The organism is Bradyrhizobium sp. BR13661 (assembly GCF_029892425.1).
GTDB lineage: Bacteria > Pseudomonadota > Alphaproteobacteria > Rhizobiales > Xanthobacteraceae > Bradyrhizobium.
In genome coordinates this window covers 1-16,095 of record NZ_JARXWB010000008.1, presented here as the reverse complement: position 1 = coordinate 16,095, position 16,095 = coordinate 1, and the positions used below count along the sequence as shown (strand labels likewise).

Genomic DNA, 16,095 nt, shown 5'->3' with positions numbered 1-16,095 from the left:
GAAGCATGACATGGCAAATCCGTTCGAGAAGCGCGCAACAGAATATCTTCGAGAAGACGAAGCTGCGTTTCTCTCGCTCGTAAGCCCGGAGCCGCTCAGAACGTATCTGGGGGACGCAGCCAAGCGTGGACAACTTTTCGAGAAGCTCATCCGCATTGTGGGAACGCCCGGGAGCGGCAAAACCACCCTTGCAACACTTCTTGAAGCACGCATGGTTGAAGCAGTTCTCGCCGATCCGGAAAAAGACGGGTACTCGGACATCATTCAAGCACTCGATGCCTGTCAGTTCATCCAGAAGGGGCAGCAAAAGATTGCGGCTGTTCGGCTTCCGCTCGAGGGAGAGTATCGCGATTTCTGGGAGCTGCCCTACGACGAGACGCTTCGGACAAAGCTCGTTCTCGCACTCATTCAGGCGCGTGCCGTATTGGGCCTAGTTCGTAATCTAGAACGTCGACACGCACGTAGCGAAATACGATTTATTCCTCGCAGCGATGCCGTGGCCGCTCTTGAAGAGATCGGCGGTGGGGAAACCGAAACGTTGGTCGAGCGAGCACGAGAGGTGGAACGCGCCGTCTATGATGTCGGCGCCCGTTTGGTCCCACCAAAGGCCGAAGAGATTTCAGAGACCGCTGCGCGTCCGTTTCGGCCATTCGACGTTATCGAAGCCATTGAAGTGACGGGACCAGCCGGGGAGAGGTCTGTCTTCAAGCCGCTCGTTATACTCGACGACGCACACAATCTGTCACCGCGGCAGTTTGCTCCGATATTTCGTGATCTTTCCCGTCGCGAGATCAGAATCGGCCGGTGGATCATGATGCGGTTCGACCTCTTGTCGCCGGGGACTGCTCTCGGTGAGGCCGACGACAATCTGGCACCTGAACTGAAGCCGGGCCGGGACTACGTCGATGTGTTCCTGCAGCGGCCAACCGATCGGGGTAAAGCTCGCACAGCATTTCGCTCGATGGCCCGGAGCATGGCGGATCGATATCTGCGGAGGCATCCCACATTTGAACGCCGGCAATATCGGAGTTTTTCAGCGCTGCTGTCCACTGAACCTGAGAAACTTTCCGATCAAGCCTATGCACGCCTCCAGGCTGACATCGAGCGAACGCGTTCGCGCCTTCACGTGTCGGCGCAGCGAGTTGAAGCATTGCGCAAGGAGGTTGACCGCTACGCTAGCGGCGCCCAGACCCAGGACGTCGGAAGAGATGTCCAGGCAGCGATGCTCAAAATCCTTATCCATCGGTATATCAACCGGGTACCACAGCAGTCCTTGTTCGAAGGGCAGGAGAACGATCCGACACCCCGCCAGGAAGTGGCCGCCGATGCCGGCGTGGCCGAGGGCGCGCGCGTGCATTTACGTCACGCGGAGAAAAGAGCGCTTCATTTCGGCTTGGCAACGATCAGCGACGCCAGCTCCGATAACGCGGAGCTATTCCTGCACCTATCGGCGGCTTTGGTGGATCGCATGGAGGCGCGCGTCATCAACGGCGATCAGCCGCAACTGTCCGCTCGTCAACAGGACCGGATCCTGGTCGAACGATCGACGAAAATCATGGATGGGTGGAACTTTCCCTTCGCGGCGCGCGTGCGCGGCATGGTGGCGGCGATTGCCGAGGACTGCTTGCGGGAAAGTCTGCGGCCGAATGCCCCGCTTGGAGGGGGTGCAAACGCAATCGGAATTCCACAAGACGAATTTCAGCAGCTCCTCCGGGAGAGGGAGGGACTCGTCCAGGTGCTCCACTATGCCTCCGCTTACAACGCTATTACCGTACAACCCAACTACGGACAGGGCGGTAAGCTATGGTGTCTAATCGAGCTGGGCGGCCCGGTTGTCCTTCGCAACGCTCTAACGTTGCGACGCGGCGGATTCTTGGAACGTCAGCTATCTGATCTTCTGCGCTACGCGGAGATCGCGTCATGACCACCCGACCGCGATGGGAGCATTGCATCGCCAATTACGGCGATGAAGCTATTGCCTTCGCCAATACATACTTCGCGGAGCCGCGAAGGCGATGTTTGTTTGTGGGAGGTGCTGGATTCGATCCCCGCTGCGTTACATTTGCATCTATATTGACAACGCATCTCGGCGATCGATTGCAGGCGATTTTTCTGCGTGAGCGGCGACCGGAGCCATCGGCGGAGCTGGTATCTCGAGCCGAGAAGAATATAGAAGCGTTGGGAAAGACTGTCGGTACCGTCGAGGTTATTGACATTGACGTTCTCGCCGAAGAGGACGGCGCAGTCATAGGTGGTCGGCGCGCGACCGAGGCGCTCATTGGTGTTCCGCTCGATTCATTTACCGATATTGTGCTCGATCTAAGCGCTCTCTCCGTTGGAATATCGTTTCCGGTCGCGCGCCTGCTCTTGGAGCGTGCCAACCAGGCGACTCCGAAAAAGAACTTCCACCTTGTGGTGGTGTCAAACGCCGGTCTAGACGACGCGATCAACAGTGTACCAAGTGACTTCGTCGACCCGGTTCATGGTTTTAGCGGTCGGTTGGACCTTGAAGGGAGCGCTCAAGAGCCCAAGATTTGGATGCCGGCTCTCGCCGTGGGTAAATCTCGAGCATTGCAAACCTTGCGAGAAAAGCTTCGTGGCCCGGTTGTCGTCTGCCCAATTCTACCGCTTTCCCAGCGCGATCCCCGCGCCAGTGACAAGCTGATCGCCGAATTCGAGAGCGAACTGTATCAATCCTGGGAAGTCGATTCCGATAATGTCATCTATGCGATTGAAGACGATCCACTCGACCTCTACCTCATCCTCAGTGCAATTTACACACGGTACACGCGCGTGTTCGCAAACGTGACCAACAGCCACGTCGTCCTAACCCCGTCTGGCAGCAAAACGCTTGCCATCGGAGCCCTCATGGCAGCGGTCGAGCACGACATGGCAGTGCGGTATGTCGAAGCGGTCTCTTACGAAGTGAAATGGGATCGTGTAGACGGCGCTCAAAGCGTGGCGAGCACGCCAATCCACGTATGGCTTTCTGGCGATGCCTACGGGGCCGCGAATGCACCGGTGTCTCCAGGACATTCGCCATGACCGCGGTTTTCGCGAGTAAGCTCGACCGAATCCACGAGACGTTGTCGCTTTGCTTTCAGACAAGTCATGTTGCGCTCTCACACATGATAGCGCAATGCGCCAAGCGACCGGTCTACTGCGTCGGGTCAGGTGGGTCGGTCGTCGTCGCGGAGTTTCTTGCACAGTGCCGAGCTCAACTCGGCTTCGCAATGTCTTCATCTGTGACCCCGATGGCTTTCGCCTTGGAACGCAGCGACCCGGCGGCCTCGAACTGGTTCTTTAGCGCAAGCGGGGAGAACCAGGACATCCAAGCAGCCTTTGAACATGGGCTCCGAGGTGCTCCCGAAGATCTGTATGTGCTCACAAACGCAAGGGGCGGCACGCTTGCTCGCCTTGCCCTAGAACACGGGGGGACTTGCTTCGTATCGCCAGTCGCGGACGAAAAAGACGGGTTTCTGGCCACACACTCGGTAGTTTCCTCGACATTGTCGCTGGTCCTCGCAAGCGATCGCTTGGCTGGGAGGGCCGATCCGGAGATGCGGCACGCGCAGTTGCGCAATTGCATCGAGCAGCATCTGGGGGCGGACGCACGGGCGAGGCTTGCAGATCGGCTTGGCGCTGCCTTGCATTGCGACACGATCGTCTTGCTTTATGATCCTCAGATGGCTGCGGCCGCAACGCTGATTGAGACTAGTGCATGGGAAGCTGGTCTCTGCAGCGTGCAGCGCACGGACTTCCGCAACTTTGCGCACGGCCGCCATGTTTGGCTCGACAAGCACCCTCAGGGAACATTCGTGCTTGCGTTGACATCCGATAGGAGCCTTTCAGCTTGGCAAGCAGTCGAACGCGTCCTGCCGCCCTTCATCAGCTGCTATGCGGTTGATTTTGGTCGAGCCGGCCGGGCCGCGCGCTTTGAAGGTCTTGCGTTCGGTTTGGCATTTGTCGAGGCGCTGGGTCTCGCCAAAGGCATCGACCCGGGTAAACCCGGCGTTGCCGAATTTGGTCGCCGACTGTTTGACAGCAACGTGCTGCATGACATCGTCGCTGCGGACGAGGTCTCGGTACGGCGAAAGCGCCAGGCAGGCATAAGGACCGACACCCAAGCGACGACAAGCGAGCTCTCCGCAAGCCGAGCCGAATTCATTTCTCGCATTGAAAGCGAAACGTTCGGTGGAGTCGTCGTCGACTACGATGGGACGGTTGTCTCCACTGAACAGCGCTTTGAGCCGCCAAATCCTGAAATACTTGCCGAGTTATGTCGGCTCGCAGACGCGGGCCTGCGCGTCGCTTTCGCTACAGGCCGCGGCGGCTCTATTGGGGAGATGCTCCGCAAGGTACTCCCTGAGTCATATCACGAGCAGATTCTAGTCGGATACTACAATGGTGCCTGGATCGTGCCACTCGCGAATGACGTTGCTGCAAAGCCGCCACCGGCGGACCCTGCGATAGCTGAGGCGCGCCGCCGCCTTCTGAGTTTGGCTGGCTTGTTTCGCGACGGCTGGGTACCGAAAGAAGCGCCGTTACAGTTGGCAATTCCCCGCAACATGCTTTGTGACGAAGACAGGGGGCTCCTCTGGTTGGAGGAAGCTCTTGCAGACCTTCCACTTCAAATCCTGCAGTCCGGACATGCCGTCGACATCTTTCCGGTAACGGCAAGCAAGCGCAACGTCGTCGTCAAAATGCAAAGCGCCCTGGCGGTTCCGAACACCGCCGTGCTGTGCGTCGGCGACCGAGGCGAACGGCTTGGTAACGATCACGAACTTTTGGAGGGGCCATATGGTGTGAGCGTTGGTAAGGTCTGTGACCGGCCGCACACCTGCTGGAATCTGGCTCCAGACAGCGTCCAAGGGCCGGCCGGGCTCGAAATGCTTCTAAAGGCGTTGCAAGTTGTGGGTAAGGGAGCAGCAAAAATAACTGTTCCCTATTTGTTCTCTTTCGGCTAGATTGGACTTGCCATGGAGTCGCTCTCTATTGCTGCGGAGGGGAAAGTGCCCAAGATGATTGCGGGCATGGGCTTTGCGACGCTGGATCGCATTTACACGCCCACACGCAACCGCCCCATTGAAGCCCTGGGAGGCTCCTGCGCAAATGTCCTGGTATCCTTGGCGATGCTCGGGCATCGCGTCGCCCCCATCTTGAACCTGGGCTCCGATGAGACCGGCGCTTTTCTTCTCGATGAGATCCAACGCGCAGGCTGTGTGACGCAGTTCGTATTTCGCGAGCCCAACGAGGAATCGCCGGTCGTCGTTGAATATCTCGATATTCAACTCGCGAGGCACGCATTCAGCTCCACGTGTCCGGAAACGCATCGGCAGCTTCCGTCATACAGGCCGATTGCAGAGTCCAATGCCGATCGAGCGAAGGGGGCGATCAGAGCGGCGTCGATCTTTTATGTCGATCGGTTGTCTGACACCACGTTGCTGGCTATGGAAGAAGCTTCCGGGGCCGGTGCGCTCGTCCTGTTCGAACCCAATTCTCTCAAGGACTGGTCGCTGTTCCGCAAGGCTCTCCCGTTCATCGATATATTGAAGGCCTCGGAAGACACGCGCGCCGAAATGGACACGCAGTCGTTCGAAGCGCCTCCATATTTCATTTCGACCCATGGCGGCGAAGGTCTGACCTTGGAAACCGGGGCTCGCACCGTGACGCTCCCTTCAATCGCCGCGCCGAGACTGGTCGATACCTGTGGCGCCGGAGATATGGTGACAACTGGCCTGATTCACGCGCTCATGAATGTTGGAGCCACCCGCCGGACGATCCGCGTTGATGACGTCTATTCGGGACTTGTTATGGGACAGTGGCTAGCGGCCCTGAACTGCGCATTCGTAGGGGCTCGCGGCGCATTTCACGCCTTCGGCGGCGCGACCATTCGCAATGCGCTGATGTCGCGGTCCGAGCGCTGTCTCGATGTCGCCCACGTCGAACCCTATGCCGGCTACAAGCGCTAGGCTATCGCGAGCTCTGTCGCGGAATTTCGTTTCTGCCGGGTACCCTTCGGAGCAACGTGTCCGTTTATCGGCGCTTTCTTCTGCTTGCGAAGCTCTTCGCGCAATTCCATGAGCAGCTTGCCTAGCGTGTTCTCGCCCTTGCCGTTGACCTCCCCCCAGAATCGATTGACCGCATTGTTGGTTGTGCCCACTTCGACCAGACGGCGCGACCCCGTACCCAGCAAGAGCTGTTGAAGGTTTTCATGTTGTGAGAACTTTGCGCGCAGCACGGCGCGCATGCGGTCAATCTTGATGCTGGCCCAATTGGGCACAATGTCCCAAGTATAAAGCCCGTGTGCTGCCATCGCCGCCAATGCTGGCGTCGGAGCCTGTAGAATCCACTCCCTAACTGCAGGCTTGGCTGCCTTGCCCGCCTGGTAGGCGTGCTCCGCCGTGGCGTATACGCGGCCTTCGAATTCAACCTCGCACCGAAAGAGGTTGCTGAACACGCCATAAGGTTTCTCGTTTGCTCGGTAGAAGCTGATCTCACCTTTGCTTGCGTTGGGCTTCTTCGCACTCTCGGACCTTGGAGCCTTCTTCCTCATATCTCTCTCCTTGATGACTTTGAGGCACGGATCTCGATGCCGTGCTCCTGGCAGTGCCGCATAATCAGAACTTCGATGAAGTTCGCGACGCTTCGGCGTTCCGCACGCGCAGCCAATTTCGCTGCGGCTTTAGTCTGCGGCTCAAGTCGAAGCGACATCGTCGCCGTTTTAAGCTTCGGCCCTTTCGGCATCACATATGCTAGACATATAAATTCATAACGAACTATTAATAAACGCAAATGTAATGCGTTTTACGCGCATGACATCGCATACTATGATTTCCTGCGGAGTTACTCCGTGCGATGGGGGGCGACCTGATCCAGGCTCCGACGCGCGCTGCAATGTGCGGCTTGCTGCTAGTTTTTGGTCTTCAACCGTATTGCCCCAGGCCTCTCGTGCTACTCTCACTGGTCGCAGACGCCAGCGAGCTTGCCATGAGCAGAGACCCGGACAGTTGGTACGAGGAAGAATACTGGGAGGAGATTGGTCGCCAGGAAGATATTGCCAATGCAATCAAGAACCTGTCCAAACAGCCCATCCGCGACTTCCTGGGCATATACGGAGACGCGATCGACAAACGACTCGATGATGTGATTGCGCAGGCCCGCTATGCTCGCCAGGGCGGATATCCCCGCTTCTGTGTCGTGGGTGCCGTAACGGCGATTGAGCTAACTACGCGCTACATGCTCGTTGAACCACTTCTGCAGGGCGCCTTCCTTTCCGAGAATTGGGCCAGAATTCTCATCAACATGATCATCCAGCGCCGAAAACAGGCGATCGAGCGCGAACTGCTGCCGCTCGTCCTTGGCATGTATGAAATCGGGATCGACGAGCTGAAACTCGCCAACGGCTCCCTGCTCTGGAAGACGTTCGTTACTGTCATTGTCCCCAAGCGAAATGCGATTGTGCATGCGGGAGAAAACGCGACGCCAGATGAAGCGGACCTCGCCCTCGAGTGCGCCAATACGCTCAGAATGGAAGTGGTCGCGCACGTCGCCAAAAAAATGGATTTCGATCTCGAAACGAATGGCTTCTGGTACAATCACGGCGACGCCGAAGAGATATTATACGAACCGAAGTCGCCATTCGCGTGAGCCGCGGCACAATTGTCCGATCGCCGCAGAGAGATGCTGCAATGCGTTGCAACGACTTCGACAGATTCCGCTTGCTCACGAGCGTACAAGAACTTGATAATATTCCTCCAGGACAAACGCTCACGCAGCCTTATGGAATTGTCGTTTCCGATCGAATTCCTAGTTCACGGAACTGCCGTCTCACTTCAAGCGAAGCGAGCCGAATCCAAGAACGAGTGGAAACAGCGCATCAAAGCCGCCAGCACGGCGGTGATGCCTCAGCCGCACTTTGCCAGCCAAGAGCCGATCGGTGTGACATTGTATTATTTACCTGATGAACCAATGATGGGCGACATCGACAACATCGTAAAGCCAATTCTAGATGCTCTTTCAGCCCATATTTACGTCGACGATCAGCAGGTCGAGAGACTTGTCGTTCAGAAATTCGACCCGGGAGTTCCATTTGAAGTTGAAAATCCGTCTGAGACCGTGGTCGCCGCCGTTACCGGGCCGCGCCCCGTCTTATATGTGCGTCTCTCGGACCGGCCGCGCGAGGAGTTGCGATGACGGACAAAATCACGGAAGCGGAATTCATGCAAAGTCTGATTCCCCAGCTTCGTTCGGAAGGGTATGAGGTTTATTTGCGGCCGACCGCCCCCGTTGCGCCGCCATTTCTTGCAGATTTGCGCCCCGACGCAATTGCCATCGGAAAGGGCAAGAAGCTAATCATCGAACTCGTGACTTCGGAAAGTTCGAATCAAAAGAAAGCGCAGGGTCTTGCGAACCTGATCAAAGAACACCCCGATTGGGAACTTCGGGTCTTTGTGGTAACGTCGGCTGGCCGCACCGACGAACTTCAAGTGCAGTCTCGCGAACAGATTCAATCCGTCCTCGACGAAATCAAACTGTTGCAAGACACCAACCATCTCTCGGCCGCTTTCATGCTGGGCTGGGCGACTTTTGAAGCCATCGCGCGGAGACTCATGACGACCACATTTGTAAAGCCTCAAACGCCTGGTCGCCTCGTGCAGCAATTGGCGCAAGAAGGCTACGTCACACCATCTGAAGGCGATTTTCTGCGCATCCTCGCAGCCAAGCGGAATGCGCTGATTCACGGAAATTTGCACGACCTGCCACAAATGGGAGAGGTTGAGTTCTTCCGCAAAATATCGGAGAGGCTCGCGGCGCAATCCTAAGGTGCGTGACGGCACCTTCCCGGGCCAAGTGGCCCTAAGCATGTTTCCAAGGAGGTGCAGCGCCCTAGCATCGCATTTCCTCCGCCAAATCGCAGCCCGTTATCGGCATGGATCATTCGTCGACATCGTCGAAAATGCTTCGTGCCGTGAGCGGCAGGTCGGTCATCGCCTCGACATCACCGAATGTGCGCTTAGGTCGTTCATTTCTCGGATCGTCGGCAAGACTCTCCGCAATCCAATCTCTTCCCAACGAAATCTCTCGATCAATGACTTCAACTAGCTCTGAGTCGTCGGCACATTTTTCCTTCAAGGTGGAAAACCAACCCAGAAGTGGTTCGAGATATTCGTCCGCGCGTTCATTCGAGCTGCAGTTGAACTCCCAGTTCCGCCGGACGTTTGCCAGATTAGGCACAAGCTCGCTTCTGATTCTTCCCCAGAAATCCTCAAGTTCTTCTTCAGTGAAAACACTCTGAATCCTTGCGCTCTCAATGGCGTAAAGGTCATCACCATCGATGGCATATGCAGCGACTTTGGTCACAAATGCCGCGCGATGTTCTTCAGGCAACAATCCAAGTTTGTGGAGGCGAACCGCTAACCCAACCTCCGAAACCGTATCTAGAAAGAGACCTGGGCTTGACACCCGCACGACGACATCAGGATGTCCGGCAATATACTGGACCAGGAAGTCTTTGGAGCAGCGCGACGCAAGGAAATCATCTATACGGCTCCGACTATGCCAATCAGCCAGCGCAGGAGTCTTGTAGCGGCTAGTATCTGAAGTCTGATCCAACCGCTTTAGCACAAGGTCAAAGAGCGCCTTAGGAACTACGACGGCTCGCTCCAGCCCTACATCTCCGCACGTAATCTGACCCAACATTTTCTCCAGCGAACTGCCGTGAACAAAGATGCCCAGCAGTTCGGGACTCTTGATCAGCAGCCCTGCGTAAGCGTCGCCAACGGTCGGATGCTTGAATCGCCATATGGCACTGCCATCTTCGATCACATGCTGCACGAGACTCCCTTTCAGGGATTCAAGCGCAGCGACACATCCTCCCCGGCTGCTACCCAGCCGTTCGATTGCTTCTAGTTCCGATTCTTCCAATGCGACCGGGCTCTCCAGCGCATTGTCCCTCATGTAGATTAGGGCTAGTGCGGCTTTGCTATCCTCATCGAGCCCCTGCAGCACTTCCTGCAGAAATCGCTCCTGCTTCTCAACGAACGCGTTAAGTGCATGGCGGCTCAATTCTAAGCCCTGCGTGAACACTGGATCGCCGAGTCGGCGCGCCATTTCCGGTACGAACCGCGAATGTCCGGCGATTAGTGGCAAATAAGGCTTGATAGCAGTGCGGAACGGCCGCTCTTGTCTACCGAGCTTCATGTGGTTGTAGAGAATCTGCTCCTTCTCTTCCAAGGTAAGATCACGAACATCTATCACTACCTGACTTTCGCGCAGGAGCGGAAAAGCCCCCTCCTTAAGATCGTTTCGCGCCCGGTTGTAAATATAGTCGCGCGACGTCATCACTATCTTCGCGCCCTTGCCTAGCATCGTTCGAACCATCGGGAGCGCGTGGTTCCAGCCACGAACCAGAAAGGCTTCGTATTGCGTTACTCCAAAGGCATCATCAATCCAAAAAAACTGGGAGGGGTCCAGCGGGTTCCAATGATCGACCACCTTCTCCGGAGTGTCGAGTTTCAGTGTCGATGCTGCCCACTGATCTAGTGCGCCGATGGAAAGCATCGAGGCGATCGTCGTTTTGCCTGCAGCCGGCTCGCCGACGAGTAACACGAAGCCGTGCCGGTCGAGCGCCTCCGCCGCTCTCCGATACGCGCTCGTCAGCACGACTTTCGCTAGATCTTCGCTAAGCGATGCGAGGAGAGCTTTTGCCTGATCGTATACCCGCTCATCGATAATTTGACTGAGATCACCCAGGCCGTAGATCCGAGGCACCAGCATTCGTAGCCGTTTGTGCTCATTGATTTGCTGGCAGATCCATGTGGAACCGAAACACAGGAAAGTCTTGACGCCTGCCTCCTTGAAGAGCGTTTCAATCTCCTCCTTGCCTACCCCCGAAAGACCCGCATTGGTCATAAGCACATAGCTGTCGCATCGACCGCTCTGGACGAGCTTGCGCGCCTTCTCCACATCATCAGCGACGTCAGATGGCGTGAGTGTCTTATCCCTCTTACTAGTGAATTTGCACTGGATGACGAAACGCCCGCTCAACGCCTCCCGTTTTGCAGGCTGCCATGTGCCTGTAAAGGCGCCGTCCTTTCCCGCGTCCGAGGAGTCGAGAAACGCTTCAACTGTCTGACCGAGAGTTTCTCGCGTGATGGTCAAACACAGTTGCTGGAAACTATGCCACCCCAGACTGAAAAGGTCATAAATCATTGTCTCGATCCATCAAACGCCACTTCGAGAAACAAGGTGTTACTCCATAGGGACTTTGAACGTGGTAGCTACGCTGCTAAAATCAGTCCAACATAAGCGGCAACTGATCTTCGTTTTCAGGCTCCAGATCGGCAAATCCTGAAACGGAGACTCCGATCAGTCGTATCGCTTTCTTGGGTGGCATCAGCTGCTTGAGTAATTCAAGAGCCAGGCCAGAGAGATCGTCCGGCCCGTCAATGATACCTACAGACTTGCTGCGGGTGATCAACTCGAAATCGGAAAACTTCACCTTGAGTGTCGCCGTCCGGCCCCGCGAGCCCGTGCTCTCGCAGTGACGCCAGACCTTGTCGATCAGCGGCTGCAGCCCCTCTGCCAGCGCATCGTAGTCTGCGAGATCCTGGGAAAAAGGTCGTCTCGGCGCCGACCGACTTGCGAATGCGGTTAGCGCGGACGGGGCGATCGTCAATGCCTCGCGAAATCCAGTAATAGTAGGTGCCGGCCTTGCCGAAATTGGCGGTCATGAACTCGAGCGTCTGATTGCGCATGTCCATGCCTGTAAAGATGCCGAGGCCATTCATCTTGGCGCTCGTCGCCGGCCCGATACCATGGAATTTGCCGACGGGAAGATCTTGAACGAATGACGGACCCATCCTCGGGGTGACGACGAACTGGCCATTCGGCTTGCGGTGGTCGGACGCGAGTTTCGCCAGGAATTTGTTGTAGGAGACGCCGGCGGAAGCGGTCAAAGCGGTCTCGCTCAGGATTTTCGCCCTGATCATCGTCGCGATCTCTGTTGCGACTGGGATGCCCTGGATGTTCTCAGTGACATCCAGGTAGGCCTCATCGAGAGACAGCGGCTCGATGATTTCCGTATGTTCCGCGAAAATCGTTCGGATATGTCGCGAGATTTCCTTGTACACCTCGAAGCGCGGCTTCACGAAGATCAGGTCTGGGCACTGCCGTTTCGCGGTGACCGATGGCATGGCCGACCTGACGCCGAACTTGCGCGCTTCGTAGCTGGCGGCCGCCACGACGCCGCGCTCCCGGGAGCCGCCGACGGCGATCGGCTTGCCGCGAAGATCCGGATTGTCCCGCTGCTCGACGGACGCATAGAAGGCGTCCATGTCGACGTGGATGATCTTGCGTTGGCGGGGCGAGGGCTCTGCCTGGTCGTCGTCCTCGGCGGTCACGTTGTCTGCCCGGCTTGGTCTTCCTTGACGCCGCGGGCGACGATCCTGAGCGATCCGTCCGGAAGCGGCCGCTGCAGGTTCAAAGCCTCTTCTGAAGGGGCCGTCATCCAGGTCTCGACTTCCTCCGGCGTTGTCAGGATGACAGGCATCGCCTTGGGATGGATGGCGCCGACCTCTGCGCTCGGCTCCGTCGTGAGGAACGCGAAGAGGTCGTTGGTCGTCTCACCTTCTTTGACCTTCCGGACGGACGTCCAGTTGGTCCAGATGCCGGCGAAGCAGGCGAGGGGACGGGTCTCATCGAGCGCGAACCAGATATCACCGCCCTCGGCCTTGTTGAACTCGCTGAAGGAATTGAACGGCACTATGCAGCGATGCTCGGGGCCGAGCCAACGGGCCCAATGTTTGCTCTTCACGTTGCGGATGTTTGTCGTGCCGCTGTCCGGCTCCATCCGCAGCAATTCCTTGAAATCGACCGTCTTGCCTTTAGCCTGCAGCTTCTCGGCCCGTTTCTTCGTGGCGTCCATCTGCGCCTTTGATGACGATGGCATCCCCCATCGCGCCGTAGCGAGCTCGCGGCCCTCGGCTCCGTTGCGCACGATCGGTGCGTTGTAGTCGGGAAACACGCCCGGCATCGGCGCCAGATTTCCAACGTATCGGTTCACGACGCGGAACAGCGCGCTGATCGCGGCTTGGTTGGTCGTGATCGAATAAAGATTGCACATCGGTCAGAATTCGGTTCGAGGATGGCGCGGCTGCCACGTCAACTGTAGCAGAGTCGCGGATGGACGCCGGCCCGCCTTGGCGCATTTACGGCAGCGCAGCCGGCTGGCGAGATCGTGCACGAAGGTGGTCGGCGGGTGCTTCATCGCGGCGAGGTCTACGTCGCTCGGCGTCTTGCAGCGCGCGCACCTGATCTCCAGCCAGGGGAAGCCTCCGTTCACAGCCTGATCAATGGTAGGTGACGGATCGATCGGTTCGCCGTCACTCCACATCCGCTCGTTCCAGCTTTCGCAAAGCAGTCTATCGGCTTGCTGGATCATTGCCTCGCCTTTGGCCCGCATCTCCGCCGATTGGGTCGCCAGGATGCCAGCCATTGCGCGCGCCTTGCCGAGCTCTTTTGCCAGAGCCTTGCGATCGCCGCCCGACAGGGGCGTAGGGTGATACTTCGGGGCCATCCGGACATCCAGGCGCAAAGAGATCGGATCGGCAAATCCTGAGCGACTACGGCGTCTCGAACGCTGGCCAGCACCCGTCTTCTTCATGCCTGCCGGTGCGCTGCTGGCAGGTGTTGTCGAGCAACCGCTGCGCCACGTCCTTCCAGACTGCGTTGCGGCCATACAATCGGACTGCGTCGGCCGTCTGGATTTCGACTATTCGCTCGCAGCGGCGGCAGGTCACGCGGAGGACGTGGCGCTGAACGTCGGAAAGACGTTGTTGCCGGATCTCGGCTGCTGGCGCGCCGGCGCGAGGATCTTTGAGCACCGAGTCCCAGTATTCGGCCGGAAGCGGTGCATCCGGAGCCGCAGCGGAAGGTGTCGGCCTGCGGACGGCCTCGGCGGCCAGCTTTTCCATCTGCTTCGGGGTCGGCATGCGCCAGCTCGCGGGTCGGTCGGTCATGTCAGAATTAGAACATAACAAGAACAAATGTCGAGTCCGCTCCGGCTCGCCCTGAGAAAAAATCATCCTGGCGGGAAGGATGTGATGTCGGAACCAAGGCTGGTGGATCGTCTTGAATCCGGCATCAGTAATGGAGTTCCCCCGCGATGGCCCCCCGTGCCAACTGGAAAGGCTTCCTACGTCTTTCCCTCGTCACCTGTCCGGTTGCGCTCTATCCGGCCACGTCGGAATCCGAAAAGGTCTCGTTCAACCAACTCAACCGGAAGACCGGCCACCGCATCAAGTACGCCAAGGTGGATGCCGATACCGGCGAGGAGGTCGACAACGAGGACATCGTCAAAGGCTACAAGGTCGACACGGACACCTTCATCGAGGTGACGAAGGAAGAGCTTGAGAACGTCGCGCTGGAATCAACGCGAACGATCGAAATCGACGAGTTCGTCGACCGGAGTGAGATCGACCCGCGATATCTGATCCGCCCCTACTATCTGTGCCCGGATGGCAAGGTTGGGCACGACGCCTTCGCAGTCATCCGCGAAACCATCCGCGACATGAACAAGGTCGCCATCGGACGTGTCGTGCTGACCAATCGCGAGCACATCATCGCGCTGGAGCCGCTGGACAAGGGCTTGATGGGAACGCTGTTGCGCTATCCTTACGAAGTGCGTTCCGCGGACGAGTATTTCGATGAGATCCAGGATGTCAAAGTGACCAAGGACATGCTTGATCTCGCCAAACACATCGTCAATCAAAAGGCGGGCCATTTCGAGCCCGACAAGTTCGAAGACCAGTACGAAACCGCCCTCATCGATCTCATCAATCAGAAGCGCGCGGGCAAACCCATCACCGCGAAGGCGCGTCCTCGTGGTGAGAACGTGGTGGATCTGATGGATGCGCTGCGCAAGAGCCTCGGACGAGACGCGGCGGGCCCGACAGAGGCGCCGAGGAAGACGGCCAAGAAGCCGCGCAAGGCGGCCGCTGGGCAGAAGGAAATGCTGATGCCGATCACCGGCAAAAAAGCGGCGAAGGAGGGGGCGGCTAAAAAGCCCGCCGCAAGGTCGCAGCGAAAGTCGGCTTAGGCCCCCAAGGTCGGAGACGGGTCGGCCTCGATGCTTAGCGCCGGTTCTCCTCGTCAGGGGAGCACTCCGGACAGGTATCGCCAATCGAGTCCAGCACGTCGCGAACCGCGGCTTCCGCCGCCTGAGGGGATACCTCTGCTGGCGGGTCTCGACGAGCGATATCGAAGGCTCGCTCTCGCGCATGCGGATCGGCGCGATCCTGCATCCAACCGTGCTCCTCGCACTCGCGGATGGCGCCTACTTCCTGGAGAACGTGGATCGCCCATCCCCGCAGCGTCCGTGTTGTCGGCCTTCGTTCACAGATCATCAGCATTGCAATAGACTCCGAATACGACGAATCCTGTGGCCCATCGTTTGTTCCGGCTGCTCGCCAAGGCTGGGATTCCCCGTCGGCAGAGGACGAGGTTTTCCCGCGTTCTGAGACCACTGTGAAATGCCAGTCTGTGCTCGCAGGATTGCCAGCATCACGTTCGCTCAGGTCTTTTAATAGGTGTGCGCGTGCGGCTAGGGCCGCACCGGGCTCTCGTGTTGGGGTGGACGGCCCCCTTCCGCCACACTGCGTGGCAAGATGAGGTCGTCGCTGACCTCAAACGAAGGAGCCGCCTGTGGAAACGATTGTTCGCATCGGTCTGGATACGTCGAAGAGTGTATTTCAGCTGCATGGCGTTGACGAAACGGAGCAGCCGGTTTTACGGCGTAAGTTGAGGCGCGGGCAGGTTTTGGAGTTCTTCAGTCGCTTGCCGCCTGCGCTTGTCGCGCTAGAGGCGTGCGGGGCATCGCACTATTGGGCGCGGGAGCTTCAATCGCTTGGGCACGAGGTGGCGATGATCCCGCCGCAATATGTCAAACCGTATGTGCAGCGCGGAAAATCGGACGCTGCGGACGCCGAGGCAATTTGCGAGGCGGCAAGCCGGCCGAAACTGCGCAAGAACTTTGTGCCTATCAAAAGTCCCGAGCAGCAGGGCGCACAGATGTTGGCGCGTGTGCGCAACCAG

The 16,095-nt window shown here is 57.9% G+C and carries 15 protein-coding genes and 1 pseudogene; 9 read left to right on the top strand and 7 right to left on the bottom strand.

What is annotated here, in order from left to right:
- Window positions 1–10 precede the first annotated feature (10 nt).
- Genes M2427_RS15230 through M2427_RS15215 form a run of 4 tightly spaced genes read left to right on the top strand, consistent with a single transcriptional unit; the run spans window position 11 to window position 5,972 of the window.
- Window positions 11–1,924 (top strand): hypothetical protein, encoded by a 1,914-nt coding sequence (locus M2427_RS15230; protein WP_280707191.1) that lies wholly within the window; start codon window positions 11–13, stop codon window positions 1,922–1,924.
- Entirely contained in the window at window positions 1,921–3,045 is a 1,125-nt protein-coding gene (locus M2427_RS15225) for a hypothetical protein (protein ID WP_280707190.1), read from the top strand. The genes M2427_RS15230 and M2427_RS15225 overlap by 4 nt, the downstream gene beginning before the upstream one ends.
- Window positions 3,042–4,967, top strand: a complete 1,926-nt coding sequence (locus M2427_RS15220) for a hypothetical protein (protein WP_280707189.1) — start codon at window positions 3,042–3,044, stop codon at window positions 4,965–4,967. Before M2427_RS15225 ends, M2427_RS15220 begins: the two co-directional genes overlap by 4 nt.
- 54 nt (window positions 4,968–5,021) lie before the next feature.
- Window positions 5,022–5,972 carry a PfkB family carbohydrate kinase gene (locus tag M2427_RS15215; protein WP_280707484.1) on the top strand — a complete coding sequence of 317 codons (951 nt, stop codon included), beginning with the start codon at window positions 5,022–5,024 and terminating at the stop codon, window positions 5,970–5,972.
- On the opposite strand, the gene M2427_RS15210 is transcribed toward M2427_RS15215, so the two are convergent.
- A complete protein-coding gene (locus tag M2427_RS15210; protein WP_280707188.1) occupies window positions 5,969–6,556 on the bottom strand; it encodes an NADAR family protein in 588 nt (195 codons plus the stop codon). The two genes, M2427_RS15215 and M2427_RS15210, sit on opposite strands and share 4 nt — an antisense overlap.
- A 434-nt stretch (window positions 6,557–6,990) precedes the next feature.
- On the opposite strand from M2427_RS15210, the gene M2427_RS15205 reads away from it, so the two are divergent.
- The 3 genes from M2427_RS15205 to M2427_RS15195 all read left to right on the top strand — a co-directional run bounded on the left by M2427_RS15205 (window position 6,991) and on the right by M2427_RS15195 (window position 8,825).
- Window positions 6,991–7,650 (top strand): hypothetical protein, encoded by a 660-nt coding sequence (locus M2427_RS15205; protein ID WP_280707187.1) that lies wholly within the window; start codon window positions 6,991–6,993, stop codon window positions 7,648–7,650.
- 132 nt (window positions 7,651–7,782) lie between these two features.
- A complete protein-coding gene (locus M2427_RS15200) occupies window positions 7,783–8,196 on the top strand; it encodes a RusA family crossover junction endodeoxyribonuclease (protein ID WP_280707186.1) in 414 nt (137 codons plus the stop codon).
- Window positions 8,193–8,825, top strand: coding sequence for a hypothetical protein (locus tag M2427_RS15195; RefSeq protein ID WP_280707185.1), 633 nt, complete (start codon window positions 8,193–8,195; stop codon window positions 8,823–8,825). The genes M2427_RS15200 and M2427_RS15195 overlap by 4 nt, the downstream gene beginning before the upstream one ends.
- 112 nt (window positions 8,826–8,937) lie before the next feature.
- Here the strand turns inward: M2427_RS15195 and M2427_RS15190 are convergent, their stop codons facing one another.
- The 5 genes and pseudogenes from M2427_RS15190 to M2427_RS15170 all read right to left on the bottom strand — a co-directional run bounded on the left by M2427_RS15190 (window position 8,938) and on the right by M2427_RS15170 (window position 14,021).
- Entirely contained in the window at window positions 8,938–11,214 is a 2,277-nt protein-coding gene (locus tag M2427_RS15190; RefSeq protein ID WP_280707183.1) for a restriction endonuclease, read from the bottom strand.
- A gap of 82 nt (window positions 11,215–11,296) precedes the next feature.
- Window positions 11,297–12,338, bottom strand: a pseudogene (dinB, locus tag M2427_RS15185) (DNA polymerase IV).
- A gap of 62 nt (window positions 12,339–12,400) precedes the next feature.
- Entirely contained in the window at window positions 12,401–13,126 is a 726-nt protein-coding gene (locus M2427_RS15180; protein ID WP_280707181.1) for an SOS response-associated peptidase family protein, read from the bottom strand.
- Between the two features lie 3 nt (window positions 13,127–13,129).
- On the bottom strand, window positions 13,130–13,579 hold the full coding sequence (locus M2427_RS15175; protein ID WP_280707180.1) for a hypothetical protein: 450 nt from the start codon (window positions 13,577–13,579) through the stop codon (window positions 13,130–13,132).
- Between the two features lie 46 nt (window positions 13,580–13,625).
- Window positions 13,626–14,021 (bottom strand): hypothetical protein, encoded by a 396-nt coding sequence (locus M2427_RS15170; RefSeq protein ID WP_280707179.1) that lies wholly within the window; start codon window positions 14,019–14,021, stop codon window positions 13,626–13,628.
- Between the two features lie 146 nt (window positions 14,022–14,167).
- Between M2427_RS15170 and M2427_RS15165 the strand changes: the two genes are divergently transcribed.
- Window positions 14,168–15,100 carry a Ku protein gene (locus M2427_RS15165; protein WP_280707178.1) on the top strand — a complete coding sequence of 311 codons (933 nt, stop codon included), beginning with the start codon at window positions 14,168–14,170 and terminating at the stop codon, window positions 15,098–15,100.
- 34 nt (window positions 15,101–15,134) lie between these two features.
- Here the strand turns inward: M2427_RS15165 and M2427_RS15160 are convergent, their stop codons facing one another.
- Complete coding sequence (locus M2427_RS15160; protein WP_280707176.1) at window positions 15,135–15,413, bottom strand: hypothetical protein; 279 nt, start codon at window positions 15,411–15,413, stop codon at window positions 15,135–15,137.
- A gap of 292 nt (window positions 15,414–15,705) precedes the next feature.
- Here M2427_RS15160 and M2427_RS15155 point away from each other — a divergent pair.
- On the top strand, window positions 15,706–16,095 hold a 390-nt coding region (locus tag M2427_RS15155; RefSeq protein ID WP_280707175.1), incomplete at its 3' end, for a transposase.